The sequence below is a fragment of the Sutterella massiliensis genome, assembly GCF_016899755.1.
Classification (GTDB): Bacteria; Pseudomonadota; Gammaproteobacteria; order Burkholderiales; family Burkholderiaceae_F; genus Sutterella; species Sutterella massiliensis.
Window position 1 is genome coordinate 106,136 of sequence record NZ_JACJJC010000001.1, and the last position, 25,907, is coordinate 132,042.

The 25,907-nt window shown below is 59.6% G+C and carries 25 protein-coding genes and 1 tRNA gene; 21 read left to right on the top strand and 5 right to left on the bottom strand.

Annotated features, from left to right (window positions below; translation table 11 throughout):
• Positions 1 to 140 precede the first annotated feature (140 nt).
• The 14 genes from H6A60_RS00490 (at position 141) to H6A60_RS00555 (ending at position 15,276) form a co-directional block, all read left to right on the top strand.
• Positions 141 to 2,045 (top strand): tetratricopeptide repeat protein, encoded by a 1,905-nt coding sequence (locus H6A60_RS00490; RefSeq protein WP_205101385.1) that lies wholly within the window; start codon positions 141 to 143, stop codon positions 2,043 to 2,045.
• Complete coding sequence (locus H6A60_RS00495; RefSeq protein WP_205101386.1) at positions 2,042 to 2,566, top strand: lipoprotein insertase outer membrane protein LolB; 525 nt, start codon at positions 2,042 to 2,044, stop codon at positions 2,564 to 2,566. Before H6A60_RS00490 ends, H6A60_RS00495 begins: the two co-directional genes overlap by 4 nt.
• Positions 2,567 to 2,584: 18 nt before the next feature.
• The gene (gene ispE / locus H6A60_RS00500) at positions 2,585 to 3,460 is read left to right on the top strand and encodes a 4-(cytidine 5'-diphospho)-2-C-methyl-D-erythritol kinase (RefSeq protein ID WP_205101387.1); all 876 of its coding nucleotides are present in this window, start codon (positions 2,585 to 2,587) and stop codon (positions 3,458 to 3,460) included.
• Positions 3,461 to 3,470: 10 nt separating this feature from the next.
• Positions 3,471 to 3,545: transfer RNA gene (locus tag H6A60_RS00505), tRNA-Gln, on the top strand.
• 144 nt (positions 3,546 to 3,689) lie between these two features.
• Complete coding sequence (locus H6A60_RS00510) at positions 3,690 to 4,649, top strand: ribose-phosphate pyrophosphokinase (protein WP_239477488.1); 960 nt, start codon at positions 3,690 to 3,692, stop codon at positions 4,647 to 4,649.
• Positions 4,650 to 4,736: 87 nt separating this feature from the next.
• On the top strand, positions 4,737 to 5,351 hold the full coding sequence (locus H6A60_RS00515) for a 50S ribosomal protein L25/general stress protein Ctc (protein ID WP_205101388.1): 615 nt from the start codon (positions 4,737 to 4,739) through the stop codon (positions 5,349 to 5,351).
• Between the two features lie 283 nt (positions 5,352 to 5,634).
• Positions 5,635 to 7,467, top strand: a complete 1,833-nt coding sequence (locus H6A60_RS00520; RefSeq protein WP_205101389.1) for a DEAD/DEAH box helicase — start codon at positions 5,635 to 5,637, stop codon at positions 7,465 to 7,467.
• Between the two features lie 110 nt (positions 7,468 to 7,577).
• Positions 7,578 to 8,249 (top strand): aminoacyl-tRNA hydrolase, encoded by a 672-nt coding sequence (pth, locus tag H6A60_RS00525; protein WP_205101390.1) that lies wholly within the window; start codon positions 7,578 to 7,580, stop codon positions 8,247 to 8,249.
• 12 nt (positions 8,250 to 8,261) lie between these two features.
• Positions 8,262 to 8,807 carry a 2-thiouracil desulfurase family protein gene (locus H6A60_RS00530; protein ID WP_205101391.1) on the top strand — a complete coding sequence of 182 codons (546 nt, stop codon included), beginning with the start codon at positions 8,262 to 8,264 and terminating at the stop codon, positions 8,805 to 8,807.
• Positions 8,808 to 8,878: 71 nt separating this feature from the next.
• A complete protein-coding gene (gene ychF, locus H6A60_RS00535; RefSeq protein ID WP_205101392.1) occupies positions 8,879 to 9,973 on the top strand; it encodes a redox-regulated ATPase YchF in 1,095 nt (364 codons plus the stop codon).
• Between the two features lie 188 nt (positions 9,974 to 10,161).
• On the top strand, positions 10,162 to 10,530 hold the full coding sequence (locus tag H6A60_RS00540; RefSeq protein WP_205101393.1) for a helix-turn-helix domain-containing protein: 369 nt from the start codon (positions 10,162 to 10,164) through the stop codon (positions 10,528 to 10,530).
• Positions 10,531 to 10,684: 154 nt separating this feature from the next.
• Positions 10,685 to 11,248, top strand: a complete 564-nt coding sequence (gene ahpC / locus H6A60_RS00545) for an alkyl hydroperoxide reductase subunit C (protein ID WP_205101394.1) — start codon at positions 10,685 to 10,687, stop codon at positions 11,246 to 11,248.
• 148 nt (positions 11,249 to 11,396) lie between these two features.
• Positions 11,397 to 12,950, top strand: coding sequence for an alkyl hydroperoxide reductase subunit F (ahpF, locus tag H6A60_RS00550; protein ID WP_205101395.1), 1,554 nt, complete (start codon positions 11,397 to 11,399; stop codon positions 12,948 to 12,950).
• 100 nt (positions 12,951 to 13,050) lie between these two features.
• On the top strand, positions 13,051 to 15,276 hold the full coding sequence (locus tag H6A60_RS00555) for an AsmA family protein (protein WP_205101396.1): 2,226 nt from the start codon (positions 13,051 to 13,053) through the stop codon (positions 15,274 to 15,276).
• Between the two features lie 21 nt (positions 15,277 to 15,297).
• On the opposite strand, the gene coaD is transcribed toward H6A60_RS00555, so the two are convergent.
• On the bottom strand, positions 15,298 to 15,801 hold the full coding sequence (gene coaD / locus H6A60_RS00560; protein WP_205101397.1) for a pantetheine-phosphate adenylyltransferase: 504 nt from the start codon (positions 15,799 to 15,801) through the stop codon (positions 15,298 to 15,300).
• A complete protein-coding gene (gene rsmD, locus H6A60_RS00565) occupies positions 15,798 to 16,526 on the bottom strand; it encodes a 16S rRNA (guanine(966)-N(2))-methyltransferase RsmD (protein WP_439145064.1) in 729 nt (242 codons plus the stop codon). The genes coaD and rsmD overlap by 4 nt, the downstream gene beginning before the upstream one ends.
• A 30-nt stretch (positions 16,527 to 16,556) precedes the next feature.
• Here rsmD and ftsY point away from each other — a divergent pair, with 30 nt between their 5' ends.
• From ftsY to trmL, 6 genes are all read left to right on the top strand, one after another.
• Entirely contained in the window at positions 16,557 to 17,516 is a 960-nt protein-coding gene (gene ftsY / locus H6A60_RS00570) for a signal recognition particle-docking protein FtsY (RefSeq protein WP_205101399.1), read from the top strand.
• Between the two features lie 48 nt (positions 17,517 to 17,564).
• A complete protein-coding gene (locus H6A60_RS00575; RefSeq protein WP_205101400.1) occupies positions 17,565 to 19,031 on the top strand; it encodes a Ppx/GppA phosphatase family protein in 1,467 nt (488 codons plus the stop codon).
• 14 nt (positions 19,032 to 19,045) lie between these two features.
• A complete protein-coding gene (locus H6A60_RS00580) occupies positions 19,046 to 19,717 on the top strand; it encodes a cell division ATP-binding protein FtsE (RefSeq protein ID WP_205101401.1) in 672 nt (223 codons plus the stop codon).
• On the top strand, positions 19,714 to 20,601 hold the full coding sequence (locus H6A60_RS00585) for a cell division protein FtsX (protein ID WP_205101402.1): 888 nt from the start codon (positions 19,714 to 19,716) through the stop codon (positions 20,599 to 20,601). Before H6A60_RS00580 ends, H6A60_RS00585 begins: the two co-directional genes overlap by 4 nt.
• A 133-nt stretch (positions 20,602 to 20,734) precedes the next feature.
• Positions 20,735 to 21,829 carry an RNA polymerase sigma factor RpoH gene (gene rpoH / locus H6A60_RS00590; protein WP_205101403.1) on the top strand — a complete coding sequence of 365 codons (1,095 nt, stop codon included), beginning with the start codon at positions 20,735 to 20,737 and terminating at the stop codon, positions 21,827 to 21,829.
• 113 nt (positions 21,830 to 21,942) lie between these two features.
• Positions 21,943 to 22,413 (top strand): tRNA (uridine(34)/cytosine(34)/5-carboxymethylaminomethyluridine(34)-2'-O)-methyltransferase TrmL, encoded by a 471-nt coding sequence (gene trmL / locus H6A60_RS00595; RefSeq protein ID WP_205101404.1) that lies wholly within the window; start codon positions 21,943 to 21,945, stop codon positions 22,411 to 22,413.
• Between the two features lie 16 nt (positions 22,414 to 22,429).
• Here trmL and H6A60_RS00600 read toward each other — a convergent pair whose 3' ends face one another.
• The 3 genes from H6A60_RS00600 to H6A60_RS00610 all read right to left on the bottom strand — a co-directional run bounded on the left by H6A60_RS00600 (position 22,430) and on the right by H6A60_RS00610 (position 24,399).
• Positions 22,430 to 23,089: a response regulator gene (locus H6A60_RS00600; RefSeq protein WP_205101405.1), complete on the bottom strand. Its 660-nt coding sequence runs from the start codon at positions 23,087 to 23,089 to the stop codon at positions 22,430 to 22,432.
• A gap of 211 nt (positions 23,090 to 23,300) precedes the next feature.
• Complete coding sequence (gene secB / locus H6A60_RS00605) at positions 23,301 to 23,831, bottom strand: protein-export chaperone SecB (protein WP_205101406.1); 531 nt, start codon at positions 23,829 to 23,831, stop codon at positions 23,301 to 23,303.
• 166 nt (positions 23,832 to 23,997) lie between these two features.
• Positions 23,998 to 24,399: a rhodanese-like domain-containing protein gene (locus tag H6A60_RS00610; protein WP_239477489.1), complete on the bottom strand. Its 402-nt coding sequence runs from the start codon at positions 24,397 to 24,399 to the stop codon at positions 23,998 to 24,000.
• Positions 24,400 to 24,595: 196 nt separating this feature from the next.
• Here H6A60_RS00610 and H6A60_RS00615 point away from each other — a divergent pair, with 196 nt between their 5' ends.
• Entirely contained in the window at positions 24,596 to 25,858 is a 1,263-nt protein-coding gene (locus H6A60_RS00615) for a murein hydrolase activator EnvC family protein (RefSeq protein ID WP_205101556.1), read from the top strand.
• The last annotated feature ends 49 nt before the right edge of the window (positions 25,859 to 25,907 follow it).

The following is a 25,907-nucleotide window of genomic DNA, read 5'->3' on the forward strand; positions in this document are numbered from 1 at the left end:
CGCGTTGCGCGAGTATGGAAGCGTTTTTGCACATTTGTCTGCAGTACCGCTGCCGCTATCCTCGGGTCGCAAAAGATAGAATGTTTCCTTCCTTTGACCGTTCAATGCGCTCGAACGGAATCGTTCGATCCCCCTGCGCCATGTCAGCTTCCAAGCTCAAAACTTTTTTCTTCTTCCTGGCCGCCCTCGGCTGCAGTTCCTGCGTTCCGGCGCTCGCGGACACGCCCTCAACAGACGCCCCCAAGCTGCCGGCGGGACACCCTGTGCTCCCTGAGGGACATCCGAAGATGACGCACCCGGACATGACGCTCTTTGAATTGATCTCGAGCGGCATTGCGGTACACCGAGGCGAATTCGACTACGCCTACGCCGCACTCACCGACGCGGCGAAAAAGGAAAAGAACGCACAGATTGCCGCTTACGCCTGGGAAGCGGCCGTCGCTTCGCGCAATTCTTCGCGCTTGCTGGAAGCAGCCGATCTGTGGCTCACGCTCGATCCGAATTCGGAAATGGCCCTGCAAACGAAGCTTGCCGATGCGGTCGACCGCAACGACAAGGAAGACATGGCTAAAGCGCTCGCGGCAATGGATGCCGCCCTCGGCGCCAATGCGAAATCCGACACCCAATCGAACAAGCCGAGCAAATCCGAGAAAGCCGCTAAGAACAAGCCGCAGGAACCCGGCGCTTGGCTCGCCCGCGTGATGCGCGTCTTTGCGCGTACCCAGAAGCAGGGCATGGACACCTTCGGCGAACTTGTCGCCCCCTACGTAGAAAAATACGGCAACCGTCCGGACGTTCTCATGTCGCTCGCCCAGCTTAAACTCGCCTCAGGCAACGGACCGCAGGCCTGCCGCATCGCGCGTGATGCGATCCGCAAGACCCCCGACGACACGCAGCTCACCGGGGAAGCCGCCGACGTCTGCTGGGGCACCGACACGCGCGCCACGCGCAAGCTCCTGACGGACTTCCTCAAGCGCAACCCCAACGATCCTTACATTCGTCTCATCCTCGGGCGCGTCGAGCAGCGTCTTGGACGCAGGGATGCTGCACTCGCGGCACTCGACCGCGCCATGAAGCACCCCAAGAAAGACCCGAAGCTCTTCTTCAATGCCGGACAGCTTGCTGCCGACTGTGCAAATCCAGTACTCGCCGAGAAATACTACAAGTCCTATATTGAGACTCTTCGTGAAGAGAGTCCCGAAATTGATCTTTCACGATTGGATGTGTGGCTGCAGCTCGGCAATGCCGCGCTCATGCAAAACGCCCCCGCCCGTGCTGCCGAATACTTCTCGGAACTAACGACCGGGCCCTTTGCCTCGCAAGCGCGACTTCGCGAGGCCCTCTGCCTCACCGATACGGGCAAGGTCGAAGAAGCGCGCCGCATCCTGCAGGAAGCGCGAAGCACGCTGCCCCTTGACGCCCCCATGTTCTGGGGAGCCGAAGCTAAGCTCCTTCTCGAGCAGAATCGTCCGGACGAAGCCTACGGTGTCATGCTCGATGCTGTGAAGGCCTTCCCTAACGAACCCGAAATTCTGTATGAAGCCGCAATGATTGCCGAGGAAACGGGACACTCGGATAAAGCGCATGAGACACTCGAGCATCTGCTCGCACTCAACCCGAACCACGTTCAAGCCAACAATGCGCTCGGGTACCTGCTTGTCGAAGAGAACACCGATCTCGAGAAGGCGCGCGAACTCCTTGAGCGTGCCTACAACGCGGCGCCGCTCGATCCGTTCATCCTCGATTCGATGGGCTGGCTCTGCTTCCGCGAAGGCAAGCTCAAAGCGGCATACGAATTTACGCAGGCTTCGCTCAAGCGTCTCTACGATCCGGAAGTGGAACTTCACCTCATCGCAATACTGGCCTCCGCCAACCGAACAGCCGAGGCCCAGCGCTCGCTCGAAAGTTTCGTAAAGCGCAACGGCATCACCCCTGAAGCGGCGCAAGCAGCCGAAACGTTCAAGCTCACGCTGCCGAAAGAAAAGGACGCTGCCGGCAACTCGAACCGCGCATTCATGCGCTCGCCCGCTGAGGCGCTCAAGTGATCGGCCGTCGCGCTTTTCTCGGACTCGCGTGCTTTGTTGCCGCAGCCATTCTCTCGGGTTGTCAGACACTGCCCCGAGAAGCCCGACGCTGGCAGGGGCGCTTCTCGCTCGTTGCGCATTCGGCTGCGCAGAACGTCAGCGAAACGGGGCGCTTCGAACTCGTCGAAGCCCCCGACTTTCGCAGACTCGACCTTTTGACGCCGCTCTCGGGTGTGATTGCCCGCATCGAATCGACATCGCAAGGCGCAAGCCTCTGGTTTGGCAGCAGTTCCGAACCCGCAACAGCGCCGAACATCGACGCACTTCTGCTCAGACGCCTCGGCTTCACCGTTCCGGTCGAACTTTTGATTGACCTTCTTTCGGGCGAAAACGGCAGCGCTGATACAGGCAGTGCGGGCGGCTGGCAGTACGAAATCTCCTCGCGAACGAGCTCGGGTACGCCTCGGCGCCTGGTGTTTAGACACGAAAGTGCCGGACAAATCCCGGAAATCAAACTTATTCTCGCCGTGAACGACGCGTGACCCAGTAAGACCTAAGCCATGACTCCCGACGTCACTGCCCGCAGTGCACTGCGCCTCCCCGCCCCTGCAAAGCTCAATCTCTTTTTGCACGTAATCGGTCGCCGCGAAGACGGCAAGCACCTGTTGCAGTCGATCTTTACGCTCGTATCGCTCGCCGACGAGATCGACCTCGTTGTGCGGTCCGACGACAGAATCGTGCGCACGGGCGACCTCCTTTGCTGCGCCGAAGACGACCTTTGTACGCGAGCTGCGCGCGCACTCAAAACCGCGGCGGGCCGGCCCGAACTCGGTGCAAACATTTCTGTCCAAAAACGCATCCCTGCTGGCGCAGGCTTGGGGGGCGGTAGCTCGGACGCAGCAACCACCCTGATCGGCCTCAACCGACTCTGGGAACTCGACTTTTCTCGAGCAGAACTCATGAAAATCGGCGAGACGCTCGGCGCCGATGTCCCTTTCTTTATTTGGGGCCGATCGGGATTCGTCGAGGGCATCGGCGAGCGCATTTCTTCCTTTGAAATCCCGCAGGCCGAGTACGAAATTCTCTGGCCCGGCAAAGGGGTTTCGACCGCCGAAATATTCCGCTCGCCAAACTTGACAAGAAATACCGAATCCCTCAAAATGTCTGTCTTTTCAAAGAGCATCCAGGACAACTGGCCGGATTTGCCGGGTCGAAACGACCTGCAGCCGGTGGCCGAGAACGTCGAACCTCTGATCGCGCAAGCCTTAGAAGCGCTCAAACGCTTAGGGCTACGCCCCCGCATGACGGGGTCGGGCAGCGCGGTGTTTGCCGTGACCGGTCGACAGGGACCTGCGCTAGGCGATTTGCCGTCGAATTGGCGTCACTTCCGCGTACGCAGCCTGCACGAACATCCGCTCTGCGGATGGATGAATTGAAAATGGCGCTAGGGGCATAGCCAAGCGGTAAGGCAACGGATTTTGATTCCGTGTACCGAAGGTTCGAATCCTTCTGCCCCTGCCAAACGCACGAATTCCTTTCGGGTTCGCCCGATCTTTGCCGGCCGGTGAATTCATCGACCGGTTTCCCAAGCCTTGACGGGGCCCGCCCGTCAGACTCAGTTAACCCTCGAGAGCAGACGCTCCCGACTGAGAGAAGAGAGAAATCATGGCCTCGATCGTGCCGGAAACTATGATGGTTTTTTCGGGCAATGCCAATCCCAAGCTTGCCCAAGCCGTTACGCAGTACCTCAACATTCCGCTCGGCAAAGCGACCGTCACCCGTTTCAGCGACGGCGAAGTCAACGTTCAGCTGCTTGACAACGTCCGCGGCAAGGATGTCTTCGTGCTGCAGAGCACCTGTGCTCCCACGAACGACAACCTGATGGAGCTGATGATCATGATCGACGCGCTCAAGCGTGCGTCGGCCCGTCGCATCACGGCTGCCATTCCGTACTTCGGCTACGCCCGTCAGGACCGTCGTCCTCGTTCGGCTCGCGTCGCCATTTCCGCCAAGGTTGTGGCCAACATGCTCCAGTCGGCCGGTGCCGATCATGTCCTCACGATGGACCTGCATGCTGACCAGATTCAGGGCTTCTTCGATATTCCCGTCGACAACATCTATGCAACGCCGGTGCTTCTCGAAGACCTGAAAACCCGTCAGCTGGAAAACCCGATCGTCGTCTCGCCCGATATCGGCGGCGTCGTTCGCGCCCGCGCCATGGCCAAAGCCCTCGAAACGGACCTCGCCATCATCGACAAGCGCCGTCCGCGCGCCAACGTCGCCGAAATCATGAACATCATCGGTGACGTCTCGGGCCGTACCTGCATCATCACGGACGACATCGTCGATACGGCCGGCACGCTCTGCAATGCCGCCGGTGCCCTGAAGGAACGCGGTGCGCTCGGCGTCGTTGCCTATATCACGCACCCCGTGCTCTCCGGTGCCGCTATCGAACGAATCACGAATTCTGCGCTCGATGAGCTCGTCGTCACGAATACCATTCCGCTGTCGACGGCCGCTGAAGCCTGCCCGAAGATCCGCCAGGTCAGCTGCGCGAACATCATCGGCGAAACGCTTCTGCGCATCGCGCGTGAAGACTCCGTGAGCAGCCTCTTCACGGAATAACTTTTTACGAGGCACGTCTGTCCGCAGTTGGTCGCGATTGCGGACAAATGTTTTTCTTTTAATTACGAATCTCTTTTGGAGTTACCCATGAAAGTCATCGCCACCACGCGCAAAGCGCAAGGTACGGGTGCGAGCCGCCGTCTGCGCCGTGCGGACAAGCTGCCGGGCATTCTTTACGGCGGCAAGGAACCCGCTGCGCCGATCGAGCTCGAACACAATCCGATCTTTTACGCTCTGCGCAAGGAAAAGTTCCACGCTTCGATCCTGACGATGGAACTTGACGGTACGGAACAGCTCGTCGTTCTTCGCGACTTCCAGATGCATCCGTACAAGCCGCAGGTCATGCACATCGACTTCCAGCGCATCGACCCGAACGAAAACGTCACGATGCGCGTGCCGCTGCACTTCCACGGCGAAGAAGAAAGCCCCGCCGTCAAGCTCGACAAGGCCATCATCAGCCACGCCGTTGCTTACGTCGAAGTGACCTGCCTGCCGCGCAACCTGCCCGAATTCATCAGCGTCGACCTCTCGAAGATGGAATCCGGCATGACGTTCTTCTCGCAGAACCTCGTTCTGCCCGAAGGCGTTACGGTTGAAGCCGATGTCGTTATCGCTTCGGTCATCAAGCCCGTGGAAGAAGAAGTCACGGTCGCCGACGAAGCTGCTCCCGCTGCCGAAGCCGCTCCCGCTCCCGCTGCCTAAGCAAAGAGAATTTCAAGCCGTTTAAGGTTTGAAACCCGCGAGGCCCGCAGGAATGATTCTGCGGGCCTTGTGTTGTTTTCGACACCCCGAAGAAACCGGCTCTAATTTGTTGGCGTACGCCGTTCTTCCCCATAGCGCTTCACGGGCCGCTCGCGCCTGAACGCTTCCCAAGCTATCCGTCCGCGCAGTAATGCGGACTTTCCATTGAATCAGCCTCTGCCTTTTATCGAGTTGAAGAACGTTTGTGCAAGGCGTGCGGCTGATCTGATTTTTAGCCCCATACATGACTACCTTTTCAGATCTCGGACTCTCGCCCGTCGTCGTTGACGCTTTGACTAAACTCGGCTTTGAAGAGCCGACTCCTATTCAGCAGGAAGCAATTCCGGCATTGCTCACCGGTCGCGACGTACTCGGCCAAGCTGCGACCGGTACCGGCAAAACCGCTGCATTTTCGCTGCCGCTTCTTGAACATTGGCTTTTGGGCGAAGAAGCCGCCGAACCGCTTGTTCTCATCGTCACGCCCACGCGTGAACTTTGCCTGCAGGTGAGCGAAGCCTTTCACAGTTTCGGCCGCGACGCTGGCATCGTCGTTACGCCTATCTACGGCGGTCAGGAATACGGCCGCCAGATCCGTGCCTTAAAGCGTGGCACGCACGTCGTCGTCGCTACGCCCGGGCGTGCACTCGACCATATTTCCCGCGGCACGCTTTCGCTTGCGAGCATCAAAGCCGTCGTGCTCGACGAAGCTGACGAGATGCTCGACCTCGGTTTTGCCGATGAACTCGACGCGATCTTTGACGCACTTCCCGGCAAGGTACAGACGGCACTCTTTTCCGCGACGCTTCCGCCGCGAATTGCCCGCATTGCCGAAGACCGCCTTTCGGACCCAATCCGCATCGCGATCGCCAAGGCGCCCGCCGCAGACGGCGAAACGCCGCGCGTGCCGCAGATTGCCTACGTGGTCGGCAAGAACTACCGCATTCCTGCACTCGGCCGCATTCTCGACCTGGAAGCACCCGAACTCGCCATCATTTTTGCGCGCACCCGCAATGAAGTTGACGACCTCACTGAAGCACTTCGCGCGCGCGGCTTCAGCGTCGAAGCGCTCCATGGCGGACTCGACCAGCCGACACGCGACCGCGTCATGCGCCGAGCTCGTTCCGGGCAGGTCGATGCGATCGTTGCAACCGACGTCGCAGCGCGCGGGATCGACCTTGAGAACCTTACGCACGTCATCAATTTCGGCATCCCTGCCTCCTACGAGACCTATATTCACCGCATCGGCCGCACCGGGCGCGCGGGGCGTAGCGGCACTGCCATCACGATTCTCGAGCCGCGCGAACACCGCCATCTGCGCATGCTTGAAAAGGTAACGAAAGCGAAGATCGAAATCTGCTCCGTACCTTCGGCAACCGACGTGCGCGCCAAGCGCCTGGAACTGCTTCGCGGCAGCATTGAAGAGATTCTCGCAGCCGAGAACACCGAGGCGCTTGAGCGATTCCGCGTCGTTGTCGAATCGCTCTGTGAAGAGCATGACCCATTTGAAGTTGCCGCTGCCGCACTCAAGCTGGCGCAGGAAAATGAAGGCGCCGACGATGACGACACCGACATCCCGACCTTTACCGACCGCCAGCGCACCCGCCAGGAAAAGCGCGGCGAGCGCACGCGCAGCGACCGTACGGGCGATCCCGAACCCGGCATGACGCGCATCTTTATTGGCGCGGGCCGCTTTGCCGGTATTCGCCCGGGAGACATCGTCGGCGCCATCGCTAACGAAGCCGGCATCTCCTCGAAGGCGATCGGCGCAATCGAAATCTCGGATCGTTTCACACTTGCCGAAGTAGAAAGCGAAACAGCCGAAACGGTCGTCGCCGCCCTGCAGGATGCACGCTTCAAGGGCCGTACCGTCACGGTGAAACTCGACGGCGGTCAACCACAGCGAAAAGGCCGATCAAACAGCGACTCGTTCCCGCAAAAGCGCGAGGAAAAGCGTTTTGACGGTGAACGCTCCGTTCGCAAGGATCGGAGCGATCGCGCCGACCGAAGCGAGCGTTTTGAGCGCTTTGACGCGGCCGAACGCCGCCCCCGCGGCGGGCGCAGAGGTCCGCGTCGCTAAGCCCAGCGTAGGCAGCTATGATGGCGGCCGGTCGCCCGCAGCACAGAATATTGCGGATACGGCGGGCGGCCACTGCCGCGTTTTCGAATTCATCCTCAATGAGATAACAGATGGCCGATCCCAAACCCATCCGTCTTATCGTCGGTCTCGGTAACCCGGGCGCCGAATACGTTCGCACGCGCCACAACGCAGGTTTCTGGCTTCTTGATGCACTCGCGCGGCGCGAAGGCGCCATGTTCCGCGAAGAGAGCAAGTTCAAGGGCGAAGTCTGCCGCGTGCGTCTCAACGGACACGACGTGTGGCTTCTGAAGCCCACGACCTTTATGAACGCATCCGGTCAGGCCGTTGTCGCACTCGCGCTCTACTACAAAATCCTGCCCGACGAGATCCTTGTCGTGCACGATGAGCTCGACCTGCCCCCGGGCTGCATGAAGCTTAAGTGCGGCGGCGGCAACGCCGGTCACAACGGCCTCAAGGACATTACTGCCAAACTCGGTACACCCGACTTCTGGCGCCTTCGTCTCGGCACGGGACACCCCCGAACGCTCGGCCTGGCACAGCAGGTCTTTGATTTCGTTCTTTCCGCGCCGTCTGCCGAACACGAAGAAGCCATCGAGCGCTGCATTAGTGAAGCGCTCAAGGTGACGGATCTCTTTGCCGAGGGTGACATGACGCGTGCAACCCGTTCACTCGCAAAATTCGGTGCTCCGAAGAAGACGCCCTCGCCCAAGAAAGCCGCCAAGGATGAAGCCGCAACTGCCGAAAGCTCTTCGGCCAAATAAAGCAAAATCCGCATGACGACGCTTCTGATCAGCCGCTGCCTTTTGGGGGTACCCTGCCGCTACGACGGACAAAGCAAACCCGTCGAGCTCGGAATGCTAGAGCTAGTCGCCTCTAACTGCGCAATGGAGCTCGATTTCGTTGACATCTGTCCGGAGTCGGACGGCGGTCTCACCGCACCGCGTGCGCCGAGCGAAATCGAGCCTGGCGCGAGCGGTGAAGACGTGCTGAACGGCGGCGCTCTCGTACGCGACAAGGCTGGCGTTGACCGAACCGAAGCATTCGTACGAGGCGCGCAGCTTGCCTGCGCCAAAGCGCGAGAAAAGAGTACGCGCTTCGCGCTCCTCAAAGCCAAAAGCCCCTCCTGCGGCGTACATGCCATCTACGACGGCACTTTTTCAGGTCGTCTTACGTGTGGCAGAGGTGTTGCCGCTGCCGCACTTCAAGCGATGGGCGTGCAATGCTTTGACGAGACCGAATTGGGTGCGCTCGCGGCACTTCTGCAAACCGAAGCCCTCAACACGGCCAACGCGGACGGCAAAGCCGATTCGTTAAAATAGTTGGTTCACGTTCGGTTCGAATGCTTTGCTTATCGAACCGCAAAACCATTTCCTATTAGAGAAGCACAACCATGGGTTTGAAATGCGGCATCGTCGGACTCCCCAATGTCGGGAAGTCGACCATTTTCAATGCACTGACCAAGGCAGGCATCGCCGCCGAAAACTATCCGTTCTGCACGATCGAGCCCAATGTCGGCATCGTTGAGGTGCCCGATCCCCGTCTCGCGCAGCTCGCTGAAATCGTTCACCCCGAACGTATCGTGCCCGCAGCGGTCGAATTCGTCGACATCGCCGGCCTCGTTGCCGGCGCGAGCAAGGGTGAAGGCCTCGGCAATCAGTTCCTCGCCAACATCCGAGAGTGCGACGCCATCGCACATATCGTGCGCTGCTTTGACGATGAAAACATCGTCCACGTCGCCGGCAAGGTTGACCCGATCGACGACATCAACGTCATCAACACCGAACTTGCGCTCGCCGACCTCGCCACGGTTGAAAAGGCGCTTAATCGCTACGCCAAGCAGGCCCGCTCGGGCGGCGACAAGGAAGCACTCAAGCTCGTGCTCGTGCTCGAAAAGATTCAGCCCTTCCTTAACGAGGGCAAGTCGGTTCGCGCAGCCAAGCTCACGAAGGAAGAGCTCGAAATCCTGCGTCCGCTTTTCCTGCTGACCGTCAAGCCCACGATGTACGTGGCCAACGTGGAAGATCACGGCTTCGAAAACAATCCGCTTCTGGATGCCGTTCGCGAACTCGCCGCGGCCGAACACGCCCCGGTCGTCGCCGTCTGCGCCAAGACCGAAGCCGAAATTGCCGACCTTGATGAGGCCGACAAGCAGATGTTTCTCGAAGACATGGGCATGCATGAGCCCGGTCTCGACCGCGTCATTCGCGCAGCCTACGACCTGCTCGGTCTGCAGACGTACTTCACTGCGGGCGTGAAGGAAGTGCGCGCCTGGACGATCCACAAGGGCGATACGGCGCCGCAGGCCGCCGGCGTCATCCACACCGACTTCGAGCGCGGCTTCATCCGTGCGCAGACGATCGGCTTTGACGACTACATTGCCTACGGCGGCGAGAAGGGTGCCCAGGAAGCCGGCAAAATGCGCGCCGAAGGTAAGGATTACGTCGTTCAGGACGGCGACGTGATGAACTTCCTTTTCAACGTCTAAAGAACCTTTGCTTGACGCCCGGCCGCCGTCCGAGAGGCGAGCGGCCGCACCATGGGCCGGAGTGCCGCAGTTGTCGGCCTTCGGCCTTCGTTTATACTGACTGCGAACAACAGGATCGAGCCGAGAGCCGCATGGCCCTCGGAAACCGTCCTCATTCTTCACTCTCGCCCCCGATCCCCGCTACGCAGATGGCAACCACTTCCACCAAGAAACGTCAGGAAACCGGTCGACGCCTTCGCGAGGAGCGCGAGCGCCTCGGCTACACGCCTCAGCAGATCGCTCAACTGCTCGGCGTGCCCATCGATGTCTACGCGCGCTTCGAGTCCGGCGAAGCCGATCCGGGCATCTATCGTATGCCGCGACTCTATGCCTGCGGCTTTGACATTCTCTACATCATTGCCGACGAACGGCATCTCGTCGTGGAAGAAGAAAACGAACTTCTGCTTCGTTTTCGCGAACTTTCACAGCGCGGCCGCGCCTCTATCTTTACGACACTCGATGCACTGGAGCGACTCGCTCCGAACATCAGACGAGAACTTAGAAAGCGATTCCGCTGAAAGCCCTACTCTGCTCCTGCCCAATGGATTCGGCATTGTTTAACGCGCCGTTACAATAGCTAAAACCTACGAATTTGCATGCGTTAATATTTTTCTGCTATATTTCTGAAAACGATCCGCGATACGGATCATTCTCATTTAAAGGATTACCGCGATGTCTCTGCTCAGAACTGAAATTCAGCCCTTTTCGGTCGATGCCTTCCAGAACGGCGCCTTCAAGAAGGTGACGGATGCCGATCTCAAGGGTCACTGGTCCGTCGTTTTCTTCTACCCGGCCGACTTCACCTTCGTCTGCCCGACGGAACTTGAAGACCTCGCCGACCACTACGAGGAATTCAAGAAGCTCGGCGTCGAGATCTACTCCGTTTCGACCGATACGCATTTCACGCACAAGGCTTGGCATGAAAGCTCCCAGGCTGTCGGTAAGGTTCAGTTCCCGATGCTCGGCGACCCGGCCTTTGTTCTCTCGCGTAACTTTGATGTCCTGATCGAGGAAGCCGGCCTGGCCGAGCGCGGCACGTTCGTGATCAACCCCGAAGGCAAGATCGTCGCGATGGAACACCACGACGAAGGCATTGGCCGTGATGCTGCTGAACTCCTTCGCAAGGTCGAAGCTGCGCAGTACGTCGAACAGAACCCCGGCCAGGTCTGCCCGGCCCGCTGGCGCCCGGGTTCGGCGACGCTCACCCCGTCGTTCGACCTCGTCGGCAAGATCTAATCACTGCTGACGCACACTAGGAGCGCTTTTTCGAGGGAGGGTTCACCAAGCCCCTCTCAGCGAAAATTCCGCCGCAAAAAAGGGCCTCGCATTGATGCGCAGGCCCTTTGTCTTGAGAACTCTTCTTCTGCCGACCGCAGCCTGTTACATGCTCGACACCGCTACCAAAACACAGCTCAAGGTCTACCTCGACAAACTCGTTGAGCCGATCGTCTTCAAAACCGCTTTTGACAACTCCGACGCTTCGCGCCAGATGGCCGAGCTTCTCGCCGATACCGCTGGCCTCTCGGACAAAATTTCCGTCGTTGCGGACAATGCGGACGGTCTGCGCCGTCCGAGCTTTTCCATCTCGGGGACGAGCACGGACATGAAAATCCGTTTTGCGGCGCTGCCGATGGGGCACGAATTCGCGTCCTTCATTCTCGCGATGCTTCAGGCAAGCGGCTATCCGAGCAAGGCGGACCCGAAAATTCTCGAGCGCATCCGTACACTCTCGGGCGACTTTAAGTTCGAAGTTTTTATGTCGCTCACTTGCCACAACTGTCCGGACGTTGTGCAGGCGCTCACGTTGATGGCTTCGCTTAACCCGAACATTTCAACCACCGTGATTGACGGCGGCCTCTTTGAAGAAGAGGTGAGAGCGCGCCACGTGCTTGCCGTGCCCGCCGTTTTCCTCAACGGCGAACCGTTCCTTTCGGGGCGCCGCGAACTCGTGGAAATCGTTGAGAAGCTCGACAGCGAATTCGCCTCGCGAAACGCCGCAGCGCTCTCGGAAAAACCAGTTTTCGACGTGCTTGTTCTCGGCGCGGGTCCCGCGGGCGCAACCGCAGCTATTTACGCAGCGCGCAAAGGTCTTCGCACGGGTATCGTCGCCGAGCGGCTCGGCGGTCAAGTCAACGAAACCGCCGACATCGAAAACTTCACTTCGCAGCTCAAGGTTGACGGCCCGGCGCTCGGCTCGGCCTTCATGCGCCATGTTCAGAGCTACGGCGTTGATACGATCTCGCCTGCCGTCGCTGACAGCGTCGAACGGACCGAGGATGGCCTTTGGCGTGTGAGGCTCGAATCGGGCGCAGAGCTTCGCACGAAGACTCTCATCGGTGCGACGGGTGCACGTTGGCGCACCCTCGGCGTACCGGGTGAAGACGATTACCGGGGCAAAGGGGTGGCTTACTGCCCGCACTGTGACGGTCCGCTCTTCAAGGGCAAGGATGTCGCCGTAATCGGCGGCGGAAACTCGGGGGTTGAAGCCGCTATTGACCTCGCGGGGATCTGCAGAAGCGTTACGCTGCTGCAACGCGGCAGTGCCCTGACGGCCGACGAAGTGCTTCAAAAGCGCCTTGCGGCCTGCAAGAACGCCACCGTCATTCTTAACACCGCAGTCTCCTCGCTCGAGGGCGACGGTCAGACGCTCACGGGTATTCGCTACACGGACAAAACGACGGGTGAAGATAAAACGCTCTCCGTTGCCGGCGCCTTCGTTCAAATCGGTCTCATTCCCAATACGGAATGGGCTGCCGGGACGCTTGAGCGCAATGCTTGGAACGAGATCGTCGTCGACAGTCGCTGCCGCACATCGGCCGAAGCGCTCTTTGCCGCAGGTGACTGTACGGACGTACCCTACAAGCAGATCGTCATCGCTCTCGGCGAAGGCGCCAAGGCGGCACTGAGTGCCTTCGACTGGCTCATCCGCAACGAGTAAACACTTCGAGAGACGGCATGGGGGTGCGTGTCGCTGCCGCTCGAGCTGTGGCAAACTGTCGCCACTTTGAGTTTCGACGAGCTTCGAGCTCCGCGCCCACATGCGATACCTGCGCTACTTTCTCACCGTTCTCCTGATCCTCGCCGTCCTGACGCTTATCGTTGTGACGGCGCAGTTCTTCTTCACGACGCCCGAACGCGTCGGAGCACGTCTCAATCATTTTCTTGAGGTGACGGCAGGCCTCAGGCTTGAAAATCCGCAGCCCGCCGAGCTCAAGCGCTTTCCGAAACTCGTCGCAACCCTCCCTGCTGGCGAAATCGTCGATGTAAAGACTGGCTGTGCGCTCGGTGCGTTCGATCGCGCGGTCTTCACGCTCGAACCTTTCGCGCTCTTTGCCGAAACACCCAAAATCGCCCGCATTGAAGTGGACGGTGCCGTACTGGAGGTCCCCACCGAGCGCATCCGACTTCCGCGTTCCGCGCAGTCCTCTGTGACCGAACCTCCGACTGACGAAGCTCGCGTCGGGAACGAAGAGCTCGACCGAATCGAACAACCTAAAAAACCGGGAATTTCGAGCGAATCCGACGTTTTCTGGACAATTAATGAAATCGAACTGCGCGACGCCGAAATTCGTCTCTCAGGTGCCGCGTCCGGCGCAACGCTCACAGGAACGCGCCTCGTACTCAGGGACTTCTCGGAAAACGGTGCGACGCTTCAAATCAACACCGCTCTTATAGCCGGCGGCTTCAAGGGCGAGTTCCTCGGATCGACCGCTGTCACCCGAAGCAAGGATGGTCGCCTGAGGGCCAATGCCCTCAGTACCGCTTTCTCTGGCCTTGCCTTCGAAGAAAAGACTGAGCTCTCGCTCGCGGCCGATTCACTCGTGCTAGCAAACGAAGGGCTCGAGGTCTCGAATCTGTCGGTTCGCGCACAAAGTGCGGAAGGTCTCACGCTTTCGGCAACTGCCCCTCGCGCCAGACTCACCGAGGCGGATTTTGCCGCCGTACTCCGAATCGACGTACAAGCTCGAGTCGGCGAGGAAACGCTCAACTTTCTTGCCAGCGGCTCGCTCGAACACGCCTTCGGAACAGGTCGCACTGCACTTTCGCAGCTCGCAATCGATACGGCTCCGGGGAATGCCGCCGGCGCTGCAAACCGTCTGACCGGCTCCCTTGAGATTGATCGCACCGAGCGCTCGGGCGCCGTTGCGCTCGACGGCTTCTTCTTCGGAGCACCCGCCGAACTCAAAGCACGCATTGCGCTTCCCGGCCTTTCGCCGAGCGAGCGCCCGTTGCTCGAAGGACGCATTCGCACGGGCGAGCCGACCGAACACGAGACCGCGCTTCTCGGCCTTTTTGCGCGAGCCGCCCGCCACATCGACTTCAAGGGCACGCTCGACTTCACTGGACTTGCCGCCGATGCGCAGGCCACCGCATTCCAGGCCGATGTCATTGCCCAAGCCGGACGCGTCACGGTCTCGAGCCGTAATGCGCAGTGTTTCTCTGGTGAAACTGCCTTCACGGCAACGCTCGCTCCCGACGCAACTTGGCGAGCGAAAGCTGTCATCGCAGACGGCAGCGCCGGAAGTCTTTTTGGTGTACTCGGCTTCTCGCCGGTCGCCTCGGGTGTTCTGAGCGGCGAACTTGTCGCCTCAGGCCGCATATCCGCAGAGACCTACCTCTCGAAACTGGAAGCTCGCGGGGTTGTTCGAACGGGGGTGCTCAAGGGGTTCGACCTCGTCAAAGCCGTTGACATCCTCGTTGCAGATCGCCCGGAAGAAACGCCTCCCGAAGTGGTGAAGCCCGAAGCTGCAACGCCCTTTGAGACACTTCGCTTCGATGTGTGTCTGGGTTGCAGCTCCGTGGACGAAGCTCCGGCCGTCGAAATCAAAGGCGAAGCGCTCGGCGAAAACTGGCATGCTGGATTCTCAGGTACCCGCAGCGCCCTGCAGACACGCTTTGACGTTGCTCTGGGCGAGGATCGTCCGCATGTGCCGCTTGCGGCGGAACTCAAGCGCAGCGCCTCACCGACTGCATATGTTTGGACACCTGATTGGCAACGCGCCTACGCGCACGTCGAAGAGATCCTCCCAAGCGGCTTCTCAATCGAAGGGGCGTTGCGCCGCTTCAAGCGTACGCTACGCGATTTCTGGGAAGGACTCGAGGCGCCGGCGTTACCGAGCTTTGAAGAATCAATCTCGACACCGAACTTTGAGCTGCCGACGCTCCCCGACAACTGGCGTTGGCCGTGGGAGGACGACGCACCCGCACAGACTGCCCCGAGCGCGCCGATGGCGGAAACCAACGCCGATCCCCGATCAATTTGATTTGATCGCAAAGGCTACTGTCTAACCGTGCTTGGCTTTCCGGGCGCGGTCAGCGGCCGTCTGAAGAATGGGCCAGACAGCCGGAGGAACGAACTGTGAGGCGTCAGCCCCCCCAAGCAGAGCAATTTCACGCACGAACGTGCCGCTCACGAACTGATAGTCGTCCGAAGGCGTGAGAAAAACCGTTTCAACATTGGGCATCAGACGCCGGTTCATACCGGCCATCTGAAATTCGTATTCAAAGTCGCTCACTGCACGCGCACCGCGCACGATTGCATCGATCCCGTTCTCAAGAACAAAGTTTTTCAAAAGTCCCTCGAATGCCCGAACCTCCACATTCGAGATCTCCGAACACGCAGCCTCAGCCGCGCGCAGACGCTCTTCTAGCGTGAGAAGCGGGTGCTTGCCGCTGCTTTTGGCGACCGCAACAATCACCTTCGGAAAGAGCTTGGCCGCACGTCGAACGATGTCCTCGTGTCCGCGCGTCATGGGATCGAACGTCCCGGGATAAACCACCGTCGTCATTGCGCTTCCTCTTTGCGCTTAAGCTGAGCCTTCTGCGCTTTCGTTAGTTTTTCTTTGGGAAGCTTCGCCTGCCCCGCCATGAAAGAGCCGTTTCGGGCATAGAGTTCGAAAACAACCTGCCCGGCCGTCCCCCTGCGAACGCACGTGAGCGGCAGTCCGGTCAAATCAAGCGCGCTACCCTCGGGGCGCTCGATATAAAGCAACCCCTCTTCCTTCATTCGCTCAAGCGCGGCGGCTGCCGCCTTCACTTGAAGCAACGCATCGTAGGGCGGATCAATGAAGATCACATCGTAAAGGCCCGCATCGGCGCGAATGAGCTCGAAAGCGTCCCCTCGGACGACACTACAACAGTCCTCCCCCTTAAGACGTCGAACCGACTCGTCGATTTTCGCCGCCGATTCGCCGTTTTTTTCAATGAGCCGCACACGCGCTGCGCCTCGGCTCGCCGCCTCAAGGCCCATGGCGCCCGACCCCGCAAAAAGATCGAGCGCCTCAAGCCCCTCAAGACTGCCGAGGAGATGGTTGAGCCAATCGAACACCGTTTCGCGAACACGCTCGGGCGTCGGCCGAAGCCCCGCGCGCGAAGCAACCGCCAGCGGGCTGCGCCGCCACTTACCACCCACGATTCTGACGACACCGCTTCCCGCCCTTGACGAACGACAGGTTGCTAAACTTGAAGGATTCGAGCGGCTGCGCTCTCCCATTGCTCTGCTGCGACCGGACATTACGAAAAAAGACTTCTAACTGCTCTCTGTATGAAATTCGGATCTTCTTCTGAAGGGTGGCTCTCCCGCCTCAAGAACGGCCTTGCACGCACACGCGTCAACATCGTCGGCCTCTTTTCCGGCGGCGTTGTCGACGAAGACTTCCTTGAAGAACTGGAATATGCGCTCATCAGCGCCGACGTCGGCGTTGAAACCACGTCCCGTATCCTACAACGCCTTCGCGACGACATTAAGCTCAAGGGCCTCAAGACGCAGGAAGAAGTCCGCGTCTCGTTGCGCGACGCGCTCGCCGAAATTCTGAAGCCCGCCGAAGTCGCACTTGACGTCGAAACCTCAAAACCCTTCGTCATCATGATGACGGGTGTTAACGGCGCAGGCAAAACGACAACAATCGGCAAACTGGCCAAATTCCTTGCCGAGGAAGGTAAGTCCGTCATTCTCGCAGCAGGCGACACGTTCCGCGCCGCCGCGCGCGAGCAGCTCGCCGTCTGGGGCGAGCGCAACCGTATCGAAGTGATTTCACAGACGGGCGGCGACCCCGCCGCCGTTGTTTTTGATGCGGTGAGCGCCGCCAAAGCCCGCGGCATTGACGTTGTCATCTGTGACACGGCCGGACGCCTGCCTACGCAGGCGAACCTCATGGAAGAGCTTCGCCGCATCCACCGTTCGCAAAATAAGGCGCTCGAAGGTGCTCCGCACGAGGTGCTCCTTGTGCTCGATGGCACGAACGGCCAAAACGCGCTCGCGCAGGTAAAGGCCTTTGACGCGGCCGTCAAGGTCACGGGGCTTATCATCACGAAGCTCGACGGCACGGCCAAGGGCGGCGTACTGGCGGCCATTTGCGCCATGCGCGCCGAAGCACCGCTACCGATCTATTTCATCGGCGTGGGCGAACAGCTCGCAGACCTACAGCGCTTCCGCGCCGTTCCGTTTGCCAACGCACTCGTCGGACTCGACCCGGACTATCCGGAAACCGCATCGTCGAACTGATACCTAACCAACTGGGCAACCAGGTTCCCCTTTCGTAGAGATGCTCAAATGCTTTTAGGTGCCGTTGATTTGGGAAGCAACAGCTTCCGCGTGGAAATCGGTCAAGTGCATGGCGACCGCATTACGACGCAAAGCTACTGGAAAGAAACCATTCGCCTCGCAGGCGGTTTTGACGAAGCTGGTGCGCTCACACCCGAAGCACAGGCAAGAGCACTCGGCGCGCTTTCTCGCTTTCGCGAACGATTGGGTAACCTGCCGCCCGAACGTGTGCGTGCCGTCGGCACACAGGCAATGCGTGCTGCTACCAATTCGGCAGAATTTCTGAAGAAAGCCGAAGCTGCGCTCGGCTACAAAATCGACATCCTGAGCGGCCATGAAGAAGCCCGCCTCGTTTTCAAGGGTTGCGCACGCACGCTGCCGCCCTCCGAGAAGCGACGCCTTATCGTCGATATCGGGGGCGCGAGCACCGAACTCATCATCGGCGAAGGTCTTGAAGCCGAGCGGTGTGAAAGCTTCCGAATCGGTTGCGTCAACACGTCGATTCGCTTTTTCCAGGACGGGCGCATCACCGCCAAATCGATCGAACGCGCCGTCCTTGCCTGCCAGGCAGAGCTCGAAGAGAGCATCACCCGCTTTGGCGCCGGCAACTACGAAGAAGCCTTCGGTTCGGCGGGCACCTTCGGCGCCATGTCCGATATCGCCCGCGCCTCAGGCTGGAGCGACGGAACGGTAACGCTCGAGCATCTCGAACGAATTCGCAAGCAGCTTCTCGAAGCCAAAGACGTCAAGAACATCCGTTTCGATGGCCTCAAGGAAGACCGCAAAGAGGTGATTGCTGGCGGACTGGCCGTGCTGCTCGCCGTCTACAAAACGCTCGGCATCGAAACGATGCGACCGGCCTCGGGCGCGCTTCGCGTCGGGCTCCTTTACGACCTGCTCGGGCGCGTGAGCGACAAAGACACGCGCGACATCACAGTCGAAAGCATGATGAGCGCCGCTCAGATCGACCGTGAACAGGCCGTCCGTGTCGCCGACATCACCGAGAAGCTCTACACCGCGCTTCGCCCGAGTGCTTCGCCCGACGACCTCAAGTACGTCCGCTGGGGCGCACTCCTGCACGAAGTCGGGATGAATATTTCCTCGTCGCGCTACCACCGGCACAGCTGGTACGTTGTAAGCAATGCCGACATGCCGGGCTTCGGTCGCCAAGATCAAGACATCATGGCGACCTTCGTGCTTTCGCAACGCGGCAACCTCAAGAAGATCGAAGACGCGCTCGACACGATCATCACGTGCGAAGCGGCGTTCGCCCTGCGGCTTGCCGTGATCTTCGCGCATGCCCGACGTCCGGTAGAACTGCCCGTCATGACCTTCATCCGCAAGGGACCGCGCGAACTTGTCGTGAAGCTCGACGGTGTCTGGCTTAACGCACACCCGCTCACCGACGTACTGCTCAAGGACGAATCCGCCGCTTGGGCCAAGATCGGCCGACAGGTGACCTTCGAGCGCTTCTGAGAGCCTCACCAGTCATGGCAGAACCGCTTCTTGAGCTGCGCGCGGTAAACGTCGTCTACGCAAACGGGTTCCCCGCGCTCAATCGACTCTCGCTTCGAGTGAGCCGCGGCGAGTTCGTGCTCCTGCACGGCGCAACTGGGTGTGGCAAGAGCACCGTGCTACGCCTGCTCGCCGGCCTTGTGCGCCCGAGCGCGGGGGAAGTCATCGTAGCCGGCGACCGAGTCGACCTCTTCAACGCTATGCAGCGCCGCTGGCTTCGCCGCTCGATGGGGCTCATGATGCAGGAAAGCCGACTTTTAGATGATCGCAGCGTTCACGAAAACGTCATGCTGCCGGCGCTCGCAGCTGAGGAAAGCTTCTCGGAAGCTCGGCGTCGTGCACTTTTGGCGCTCGAAAAGTGCGGCATTGGCGACCTCGCGACGCTCTCGCCCGCAGCGCTCTCCGCTGGACAGCGTCAGCTCGTACTTTTGGCGCGTGCAGTCGTCAATCGCCCCGTCGTCATTCTTGCCGACGAACCCGTCGCGCACCTTGACCAGGAAAATGCCCGCACGCTCCTGGAGCTGCTCGCCGCATTCGTCCGTGCCGGCGTCACCGTCGTTGCTGCAAGCCACGAACACATTGCTCCCGTACGCGTTCCCTTCCGTGAAGTGCTTCTCACGACGCAGAGCGCGCAGGAGGCCTCATGAGCTTTATGTCGTCCCGCCAATGGGCGCTTCGTGAAACCGTACGCGGCATCGCAAGCAACGTCGGACTCTTTTCGTTCTCGACGCTGCTCTCCGCACTCGCGCTCTCTATTCCGCTCTTTATCGCATGCGTGGGCTACGGCCTCTCCGAACCCCTTAGAACGCTGCCGACTTCGGTCGAAATCACGGTCTTTACCGCAGCCGACGCCAAAGTCGAGACATTGGAAAAGAGTATTGCCTCCGTCGAGCGCGTCATCCGAACGGAGATCGTCAGCAGAGAGGAAGCCTTCCAAGCGCTCAATGAGAGTCTGGGTGCACGGCAACAAAAAAATGCCGCCAATCCGTTGCCCGATATCGTCATCGCAACGCTTGCGCAGGATGTGAGCGCAGCACAGACAGCAGCGGCAGCCAAAGCGATCGAAGGAATCAAGGGCGTCGACTTCGTCGCCTACGAAGCGGGTTGGCACGAAAAGTTTCGGTCTGTTACAGACGCTGCCGTCATCGGCCTCGCGTGCCTTGGACTCGTGGTGTTCACGCTCGTTATTCTCGTGCTCGCCGCAGCGATCCGCATGATGACGCTTTCGGCAAAGTCGGAGATGCTCGCGCTTCACCTTTTCGGGGCATCGCCCGCCTTCGCCATCCGCCCCTACGCCTGGCGCGGCGCCGTCCTCATGACGGCCTCAGCCTTCGTTGCACTCGGCCTTACGCAAGCCGGAATCCTTATTTTCGGACACGCAGTTTCGCAAGCGGCCGCTCTTTACGAAACAAGCATCGTGCTGCAGCTGCCCGCCCTCAAGTGGTGCGCCCTCTTCGTACTTGGCTCGGCCTTCTGCGGCGCCATTGTGGCCGCCCTCGCCGCGGGCGACTCCTGGCGAAAGATTCGCTGACCATTTTCACGCTTTGTTTCCCGGGTACAGTCCGAGCGGCGCAAACTCGACGTGCTATCGTTAGCTGATGCGCGAGCTCGTTTGCTCGTGTTTTTCGTTTGACGCTGTTGCCGCTTTCTCTTTTCTTCCCGTCATGTCCGAACCGCAAACCACCCTTGTCGAACCCGTGCCCGAAGGCCGTGCGCATGTTGCACGTAAGCCGAGCGGCGCATTCGACGCCGTTGCGGATGACGTGATCGATTACGAACCGACGCAGTCTTCCGAAACCGCAGCCACTAAGCAGAAGCGTGCCGCCACCGGGCGAGCGCTTGTGCCAGCAAAGAGCAGCGCAGGCGCCATTGTTCCCTACGAAGCGAGAAAGGTGCCTGCGCTCGTCGGGCAGCTTGGCGACCTTGAGGCCTACATGCGCGCGGCCGAACGCGCGCCGCTTCTGAGCGCCGAAGAGGAACGATCGCTCGCGCAGAGTCTGCGAGACAACGACGATGTTGAAGCCGCACAAAAGCTCGTTTTGAGTCACCTGCGGCTCGTCATCTCGATTGCGCGAGGATTCCTCGGCTACGGACTGCCCTACGCCGACCTGATTCAAGAAGGCAACATCGGGCTCATGAAGGCCATTCGCCACTACGACCCGGATCGCGGCGCACGCCTCATGACGTTTGCGCAGCACTGGATTCGCTCCGAAATTCAGGAATACATCATCCGAAACTGGCGCATCGTGAAGCTCGCGACAACGAAGAACCAGAGAAAGCTCTTCTTTAATCTCCGTCAGCTCAAAAACGACTCGCAGGCGGCGCTCACGAATCAGCAGGCCGAGGAAATAGCCGCTACGCTCGACGTCAAGCCTAAGGAAGTGCTCGAAATGGAAGAGCGCATCTACGGACAGGAAACAAGCTTGGACGGCCCGAGCGATGCGGATGACGACGACGGATTCGCCCCGTCGGACTGGCTCTCGCGCGAAGACGACGAGCCCGAGGCAATGCTCGAAAAGGAAAGTCGCATGCGTCTTGAGCAAGAAGGACTGCACAAAGCGCTCAAGACGCTCGACGAACGAAGTCGTCGAGTCATTGAGGCGCGCTACCTCTTCCAAGATGCGGGCGGCACAGGCAAAGCCGCCACACTGCAATCGCTCGCCAAAGAACTCGGCGTTTCTGCAGAACGCGTCAGACAAATTGAAAAGGCTGCGATCGTCAAGCTCCGTCAAGCGCTCGTCGGTGAAGAAATGTTCTAGCCGCAGCACAACGTGTGCGCGCATCGACCTCTTGGGCAGTGTGCCTTGGCGGGCCGTCGATTTTCAAGGATTCGCCTTTTAAATCCGCTTCTCAAAAAATATCAATCCCCAGCATGTTTCACGTAGTTCTTGTTCGTCCGGAGATCCCGCCCAATACGGGCAATGTCATTCGCCTCTGCGCCAATACGGGATGCGAGCTTCATCTGGTCAAGCCGCTCGGCTTCTCGCTCGAAGACAAGCATATGAAGCGTGCAGGACTCGACTACCACGAGTACGTCTCGGTCAAAGTTCACGATTCGTTCGAGGCATTTCTGCAGAACGCAGCGCCCGATCCCGAGCGCCTCTTTGCCATGACGACAAAGGGGAGTACCCCCTTTGCACGCGTGCAGTTCAAACCGGGCGACTGGTTTGTCTTCGGCTCGGAAAGCGCGGGACTGCCCGAGGAAATCCGCGAACGTTTCCCCTCTTCGCGGCGCATCCGTCTGCCGATGCGCCCGAACAACCGCTCGCTTAATCTTTCAAATACCGTTGCCGTCACGGTCTTTGAAGCGTGGCGGCAAAACGACTACGAAGGCGGTATTTGACACCGGCCACCGGCGCTCAAAGTTCTTTGTCGATCTTGTGTTCGATCGCGTAAATCGCGGCCTGCACGCGCGAGGAAAGGTTGAGCTTGCGCAGAATGCTCTGCACGTGCACCTTGACGGTCGACTCGGCAAGATCAAGTGCGCGTGCAATTTCCTTGTTGGAAACACCGCGCGCAAGCCAAGCGAGCGTCTGGCGTTCGCGGCGCGTCAAAACGGACGGATCCTGACCGCCGGCCGGACGCGTCTTACCCGCATCGGGATCGGCTAGTCGGCTCACAAACTTCGTCATCATCTGCGGAGAAATCACGCTGTCGCCGTTATAGGCAGAGCGAATGGAACGCAGGAGAAAGTCCTGATCGATCTTCTTGAGGAGATAACCTCGGGCACCAAGCTTGAGGCATTCGCTGAGCGTTTCGCAGTCTTCGCTCACAGTGAGCATCAGTACGGCAAGATCCGGATGCGTTTCGCGAATCTGAGCGAGCGCTTCATGACCGTTCATGCTCGGCATGTCCACATCGAGCAGTACCACGTCGGCCTCGACCTGTTCAACGAGCTTGACGCCCTCAAGGCCGTCGCTCGCTTCGCCGACGACTTCAAAGTCGGGCTGCCGCTGCAGGAGCGCCTTGACGCCGCTGCGAAAGAGAGTGTGATCGTCGATAAGAAGAATTCGAATCATGGCACTGCGCCCAAATAAAAACAGCCGATAGGATCGCCTTCACGAACTTGCTAGACATCGTTCGTGTGAAACCGAATTGACCGATTGTAGCAAGTGTTTTTCACACCGATCTTGCGTGAAAAACCGGCAACAAAAAACGCCGACCCGCGAGGCATCGGCGTCTTGCTTCAATGTGCGGCCGCGTCCTTCACAGGCGCGGCGCTCATCGGAATCAGTTCTGCTGATTGGCAGCCGCCTGCTGCTGGGCCTCGGCCTGCGCCTGAGCAAGGCGCTGCTGGTAGAGGATTTCGAAATTGACTTCAGGCAGATGAACCGGCGGAACATTGGCGCGCGTCATCAGGTCGGCGATGTTAGCGCGCAGGTACGGATAGACGATCGACGGGCAGAGCACATTCGTGACATGCTGCAGCGGCTCAGCCGGAATGCCGCGAACGGCGAAAATGCCGGACTGCTTGCATTCGACGAGGATGATGGCCTTTTCGCCGGCCTTGACCGTCACGGTGCCGCGCACGGTAACGTCAATGAGATCGGCCTGGATAGCGCGCTGGCTCACCTCGAACTGGATGTCGACCTGCGGCGCTTCCTGCTGCGGCTGCATGAGGATCTCAGGAGCGTGCGGCATTTCGAGCGATGCATCCTTCAGATAGCAGCGCTGCATCTGGAAGACAGGCGCTTCCTGCTGTTCGGGAGCCTGCTGCGGATCGGTAGAACCGGACGTCTGAATGTTTTCGTTTTCGGCCATTTTTACACCTTGGTGGTTGCTGCGGCGTACAGTGCCTGGCGCTCGTTCTGCCGCAAGACTGGTAATGCTTCGACCGCCGGCAATCCGCAAAGCGCGGAGCCGCCGCCGAATCGTTCCTTCTTATATGGGGATGCTTAGAGCGGATTCAAGTCCGAGCATCGTTCGCTCAGCTCGAAAGCGGCATTTTGTCACGCTGCCAGCCGAGCAGACCGCTTTCAAGGACGTACACCTCCTTGAAGCCGACGCCGCGCAGCAGACGCGAAACGGTTCTCGAGAGAACGCCCGTCTGGTCCACGAGGACGATGGGGCGCTCCTTGGAGAGTTCGGCAAGACGGCCCTGGATTTCGTCGGCCGGCATATTGACGGCGCGGGCAATGTGCCCCTTGCGGAAGTCCTTGTTCGCACGCACGTCGACGACGAGAGCATTCTGCTTATTGATGAGCTGAACGGCCGTCTGCGAATCCACCTGCGGCCCGAAACGGCGTGCCGTAATGTACGGCATCAGCAGGCCTGCAGCAGCGATGATGATGATCAAGAGCAGAGCGATATTGTTGGCGAGAAACTGCATGATGGAAAACGGTTGGCAAACCCCGCGGCGCGTGTTGTACGAAAATGGTTGTTTCGCACCGTCTATGCCGCCGGCAAAGTCTGCGAAAATTCGAAATAGCTTTTGATTATAAAAGTTCGGCGCCTCGGCCACCCACGCGGGCAAACGCGCTCGCTCGGTTTCCCGATGCGCATCGTGCCACGACCACTTCATCGTGATGAATATCCGCCTCCTTTTCGCTCTCTGCATGCTGCTGGGCGCCTTTGCCCAGCCGGCAAGCGTTGCTGCGGCTGCGAGTACGCTCAAATCCGAGCAGACCGCCCAGCAGAAAGCCAAGGTCGAAGGCGAACGTGCCGATGTTGAAAAACGCCTTTCCGATCTGCAGAAAAAACTTGAGGAGCAAACCCAGCAGACCGAGGAGGCCTCAGCTGCTCTCAAAAAGGCCGATCAAGCGATTTCAAACGCCAACCGTCGTCTTTCTTCGCTCAAAAAGGAACGCGTCACGGTCGAAGACCGCCTTGAAAAACTGCAGAAGGAGAGTCGCAGCGTCGGTTCAAACCTTTCGTCGGCGCAGCGAATCATTGAGCAGATTGCGCGTGCCCAGTACCTCAACATGCGTCAGCCGAGCTGGCAATCATTCCTTGACGGCGAAAATCCGAATGCGCGTACGCGAACGGCAGCGCAGCTCAAGTACCTTGCGCATGCGCAGGCCCGAGCCATCTCAAGTCTCGCAGCCGAACAAAGCCGCATCGAAGATGTCGCCAGAGAAACGCAAGCCCGCCGCTCGGAACTGCGCCGCATCTCGCTTGAAGAGGAAAAAAGTCGCAAGGAGCTTCTCGAAGAGAAACGAGACCGCCAGCAGGCCGTCAGCAGGCTCAATCGTGAAATCGCTTCACAGCAGGCCGCTATAGAAAAGCTCAAGAAGGACCAGGCGCGGCTCGGCAACCTCGTGGCGCTCATCGACAAAAAGCTAGCCGCCGAGCGTGCTGCCGAAGAAGCCGCGCAGAAGCGCCGCGAAGCCGAAGCGGCGAGAAAAGCAGCGAGCTCGCGCACGCAGCAAAAGCCCATCCCGCTCATGAAGGGGGGCAACTTTGCCAAGCTCAGAGGCAAGCTCACGCGCCCTGTCTCAGGAAAAATCGCCGCCAACTACGGCGCGAAACGGACGGGTTCGGCCAAGTGGCAGGGGATTCTCTTCCGCGCGCCTGCAGGCGCCGAAGTATCGGCCTGCGCATCAGGCACGGTTGTCTTTTCCGACTGGCTGCGCGGCTACGGCAATCTCATCATCATCGACCACGGCAACACCTACATGTCGGTCTACGCCAACAACGAGACGGTCTACAAGAATGTGGGCGATCGCGTCAAACAGGGTGAAACGATCAGCACAGTCGGCAATTCCGGCGGTGACGACACGCCGGGGCTTTATTTCGAGATCCGTTACAAGGGCAAGCCCGTCAACCCGACCCCGTGGTTGCGCAAATAGGCGACAATTGTTCTCCGCGGCGGCCGAGCACGAGTCCGACCCCTAAACG

Bases quoted from the DNA above. Each gene is read 5' to 3' on its own strand.
- secB (WP_205101406.1), bottom strand. From the start codon at position 23,831: ATGGCCGAAAACGAAAACATTCAGACGTCCGGTTCTACCGATCCGCAG.
- H6A60_RS00530 (WP_205101391.1), top strand. From the start codon at position 8,262: ATGACGACGCTTCTGATCAGCCGCTGCCTTTTGGGGGTACCCTGCCGC.
- H6A60_RS00610 (WP_239477489.1), bottom strand. From the start codon at position 24,399: ATGCAGTTTCTCGCCAACAATATCGCTCTGCTCTTGATCATCATCATC.
- pth (WP_205101390.1), top strand. From the start codon at position 7,578: ATGGCCGATCCCAAACCCATCCGTCTTATCGTCGGTCTCGGTAACCCG.
- H6A60_RS00555 (WP_205101396.1), top strand. From the start codon at position 13,051: ATGCGATACCTGCGCTACTTTCTCACCGTTCTCCTGATCCTCGCCGTC.
- coaD (WP_205101397.1), bottom strand. From the start codon at position 15,801: ATGACGACGGTGGTTTATCCCGGGACGTTCGATCCCATGACGCGCGGA.
- H6A60_RS00540 (WP_205101393.1), top strand. From the start codon at position 10,162: ATGGCAACCACTTCCACCAAGAAACGTCAGGAAACCGGTCGACGCCTT.
- H6A60_RS00515 (WP_205101388.1), top strand. From the start codon at position 4,737: ATGAAAGTCATCGCCACCACGCGCAAAGCGCAAGGTACGGGTGCGAGC.
- ahpF (WP_205101395.1), top strand. From the start codon at position 11,397: ATGCTCGACACCGCTACCAAAACACAGCTCAAGGTCTACCTCGACAAA.
- H6A60_RS00585 (WP_205101402.1), top strand. From the start codon at position 19,714: ATGAGCTTTATGTCGTCCCGCCAATGGGCGCTTCGTGAAACCGTACGC.
- trmL (WP_205101404.1), top strand. From the start codon at position 21,943: ATGTTTCACGTAGTTCTTGTTCGTCCGGAGATCCCGCCCAATACGGGC.
- ispE (WP_205101387.1), top strand. From the start codon at position 2,585: ATGACTCCCGACGTCACTGCCCGCAGTGCACTGCGCCTCCCCGCCCCT.
- ahpC (WP_205101394.1), top strand. From the start codon at position 10,685: ATGTCTCTGCTCAGAACTGAAATTCAGCCCTTTTCGGTCGATGCCTTC.
- H6A60_RS00615 (WP_205101556.1), top strand. From the start codon at position 24,596: ATGAATATCCGCCTCCTTTTCGCTCTCTGCATGCTGCTGGGCGCCTTT.
- ftsY (WP_205101399.1), top strand. From the start codon at position 16,557: ATGAAATTCGGATCTTCTTCTGAAGGGTGGCTCTCCCGCCTCAAGAAC.
- H6A60_RS00520 (WP_205101389.1), top strand. From the start codon at position 5,635: ATGACTACCTTTTCAGATCTCGGACTCTCGCCCGTCGTCGTTGACGCT.
- H6A60_RS00575 (WP_205101400.1), top strand. From the start codon at position 17,565: ATGCTTTTAGGTGCCGTTGATTTGGGAAGCAACAGCTTCCGCGTGGAA.
- ychF (WP_205101392.1), top strand. From the start codon at position 8,879: ATGGGTTTGAAATGCGGCATCGTCGGACTCCCCAATGTCGGGAAGTCG.
- H6A60_RS00580 (WP_205101401.1), top strand. From the start codon at position 19,046: ATGGCAGAACCGCTTCTTGAGCTGCGCGCGGTAAACGTCGTCTACGCA.
- rsmD (WP_439145064.1), bottom strand. From the start codon at position 16,526: ATGTCCGGTCGCAGCAGAGCAATGGGAGAGCGCAGCCGCTCGAATCCT.
- H6A60_RS00490 (WP_205101385.1), top strand. From the start codon at position 141: ATGTCAGCTTCCAAGCTCAAAACTTTTTTCTTCTTCCTGGCCGCCCTC.
- H6A60_RS00510 (WP_239477488.1), top strand. From the start codon at position 3,690: ATGGCCTCGATCGTGCCGGAAACTATGATGGTTTTTTCGGGCAATGCC.
- rpoH (WP_205101403.1), top strand. From the start codon at position 20,735: ATGTCCGAACCGCAAACCACCCTTGTCGAACCCGTGCCCGAAGGCCGT.
- H6A60_RS00600 (WP_205101405.1), bottom strand. From the start codon at position 23,089: ATGATTCGAATTCTTCTTATCGACGATCACACTCTCTTTCGCAGCGGC.